Below are 2,854 nucleotides of genomic sequence, written 5' to 3'. Positions count from 1 at the left end.
GGCCGATGCTGTCGGAGCCGGCGGCGCTGGCGGCGCTGCTGGCCGAAGCGGCCGGATGACTCACTTCTCCACAGCGCCGCGCCCATTTCTTGTAACCCGCACATGTAGATCATTTCGGCGGGTGCGAGGACACTCTCCCGAAGTCGCGCGGCCGCCGGGGGTCGGGCCTGATCCGCGAGGTGAGCAGATGACACCCTCCGTCCGCCGTCGGTCACACCGGGTCCGCTGGCGGCGCTCGCTGGCCTCCGGCGCCATCGGCGCCGTCCTCGTCGCCGGGATCGGCACGGCGGGAACGGTCCCGGCGCAGGCCCGCGCGCTGGCGCTCGCGGGGCCGTCCGCCAAGGCCGACGACGGCGCCCGCATCACCGCGGAGACGAAGGTCGGCACCCGCGAGGTCGACATCACCATCGAGTCGCCCGCGCTGGGCAAGTCGGTGAAGACCCGGATCCTGCTGCCGAAGGGCTGGACGCGGGACTCGGCGGCGACGTGGCCGATCCTGTACGCCTTCCACGGCGGGCAGGACAACTACACCTCGTGGACCAAGAACACCGACATCGAGGCGTGGGCGGCCAAGTACAACGTCATCGTGGTGATGCCCGAGGGCGAGAACGGCTCCTACACCGACTGGTACAACTACGGCAAGGGCGGGTCGCCCAAGTGGGAGACCTTCCACACCGCCGAGGTGCGCCAGCTGATGGAGCGCAACTACCACGCGGGCGCGCTGCGCGCGGCGATCGGGAACTCCTCGGGCGGCGCGGGCGCGATGGCGTACGCGGCGCGGCATCCGGGGATGTTCAAGTACGCGGCGTCGCTGAGCGGGATCCTGTCGATGCGCTCGATCGGGATGCCGGCGATGCTGATGTTCACCAACGCCGGCAACGGGCAGGACCCGTTCGCGATCTGGGGCATCCCGTGGGTCGACGACGCCAACTGGGCGGCGCACGACCCGTACTCGCTGGCGGACAAGCTGCGCGGCACCCAGCTGTTCTTCTCGGCGGGGACGACCGGGCGCCCGGGACCGGGCGACCCGGACGTGGCGCCGTGGGACATCGGGCTGCTGAGCGAGATCGCGGTCGGCGCGAACAACAAGGACTTCCAGAAGCGGCTGGACCAGCTGAAGATCCCCTACACGGCGCACATCTACGGCGACGGGCGGCACAACTGGCCGGCGTGGGTGCGGGAGTCGCAGTCCATCTGGCCGGCACTGATGAAGTCGATCGGGGCGCGGCAGGCGTGACGCGCGGCTGAGCGCGGGGTTCGGGCCCGGCCCGGTGCGGGGGCGGCGGCGGCTGCCGTCCCCGCGCCGGGCCGCCGGTCTTCGCGGCCGGTGCCCGGCGCCCGGTGCGGATGCCGGGGGGGTCAGTAGCCCAGGCCGTGCCCGAACGGGTAGAGGACGGTCGCGGGGTCGTCGCGGGCGGGGATGGCGACGGGCAGCCGCCCGCGCGGGACGGTCTCCCCGAACAGCGCCTTGGCGGCCGACCGCAGCGCCTCGGCGGTGTAGGAGTAGGTGGCCAGGTAGGTGGGGGCCTCGGGGAACCAGGCGATGTCGTAGGGGTCGCGGACGGCGATGACGACGACGGGCGTCCCGGTGGCCAGGAGCGCCTTGACGAGGTTCATCTGCCCGGGGCCGTTGTGGCCGGTTTCGTCTTTGACGTCCCAGGCGCGGTTGGTGACGGCGACGACGAGGTCCTGGCCGCGGGCGTCGGCGACGGCCTGGTCGATCTGCGCGGGGCCGGGGCTGAGGCCGGTCTGGCGGACGGTGGCGGTGGCGCCGCGGCGGGCGAGTTCGGTGCCGAGCGCGGCGGTGGTGGACACGCCCCATCCGGTGACCAGGACCTTGCGGGCGCCGGGCCGCAGCGGCAGGACGCCGGCGTCGTCGCGGACCAGGGTGGTGGTGCGGTCGGCGGCGCGCTGCGCGACGGCGAGGTGCGCGGGGGTCCCGACGCGCCGGGCGACCTCCCCTTCGTCGGCGTAGGGGTCGCGGAACAGGCCGCGGCGGCGTTTGAGGTCCAGGATGCGGTAGACGGACTCGTCGATGCGCCGCTCGGTGAGCTCGCCGTTCTCGACGGCGGCGACGACGGCGTCGAGCTGGCGGGGGAACACGCCCTGGCCCTGCTCGTCCAGCGGCGGTTTGAGCAGGACGTCGGCGCCGGCCTTGAGCGCGAGGACGGGGATGTTCTCGTCGCCGTACTTGTCGCGGACGCCTTGCATGTCGAGGGCGTCGGTGACGATGACGCCGCGGTAGTGCAGGCGGTCGCGCAGGATGCCGGTGAGGATGGGCCGCGACAGGGTGGCGGGGTCGCCGGAGGGGTCCAGGGACGGCACGACGATGTGCGCGGTCATGATCGCTTCGACGCCGTGCTCGATCGCGGCGCGGAACGGCGGCAGGTCGAGCCGCTCCCATTCGGCGCGGGTGTGGTCGATGTGGGGGACGCCGGTGTGGGAGTCGGTGGTGGTGTCGCCGTGGCCGGGGAAGTGCTTGGCGGTCGCGGTGACGCCCGCGGACCGGTATCCGCCGATCTGGGCGGTGACCATGTCCGACACCAGGGCGGGGTCGGATCCGAAGGACCGGACGCCGATGACGGGGTTGGCGGGGTCGGTGTTCACGTCGGCGTCGGGCGCGTAGTCCTGGTTGACGCCGACGGCGCGCAGTTCGCGGCCGGTGACGGCTGCCAGGGCGCGGGCGTCGCCGGTGCGGCGTCCGGCGGCCAGCGCCATCGCGCCGGGCGACTGGGTGGCGGGCGGCTGGATCCGGGCGACGATGCCGCCCTCCTGGTCGGTGGCGATGGTGGCGGGTATGCCGAGCGGCTGGGCCGCGGCGGCGCGCTGGATGCCGTTGGAGAACGCGGCGACC

At 73.5% G+C, this 2,854-nt stretch carries 2 protein-coding genes; one reads left to right on the top strand and one right to left on the bottom strand.

Annotated features, from left to right (window positions below):
* The first annotated feature begins 187 nt into the window (after positions 1 to 187).
* Positions 188 to 1,237, top strand: coding sequence for an alpha/beta hydrolase (locus tag ETD96_RS43070; protein ID WP_138642237.1), 1,050 nt, complete (start codon positions 188 to 190; stop codon positions 1,235 to 1,237).
* Positions 1,238 to 1,359: 122 nt separating this feature from the next.
* On the opposite strand, the gene ETD96_RS43065 is transcribed toward ETD96_RS43070, so the two are convergent.
* Positions 1,360 to 2,854: glycoside hydrolase family 3 protein (locus ETD96_RS43065; RefSeq protein ID WP_138642236.1), on the bottom strand; the 1,495-nt coding region annotated here is incomplete at its 5' end.

It is taken from the genome of Actinomadura geliboluensis (assembly GCF_005889745.1).
Taxonomy (GTDB): Bacteria; Actinomycetota; Actinomycetes; order Streptosporangiales; family Streptosporangiaceae; genus Spirillospora; species Spirillospora geliboluensis.
Note: the sequence above shows the minus strand (reverse complement) of the source record. Positions and strands in the feature narration are given on the sequence as shown.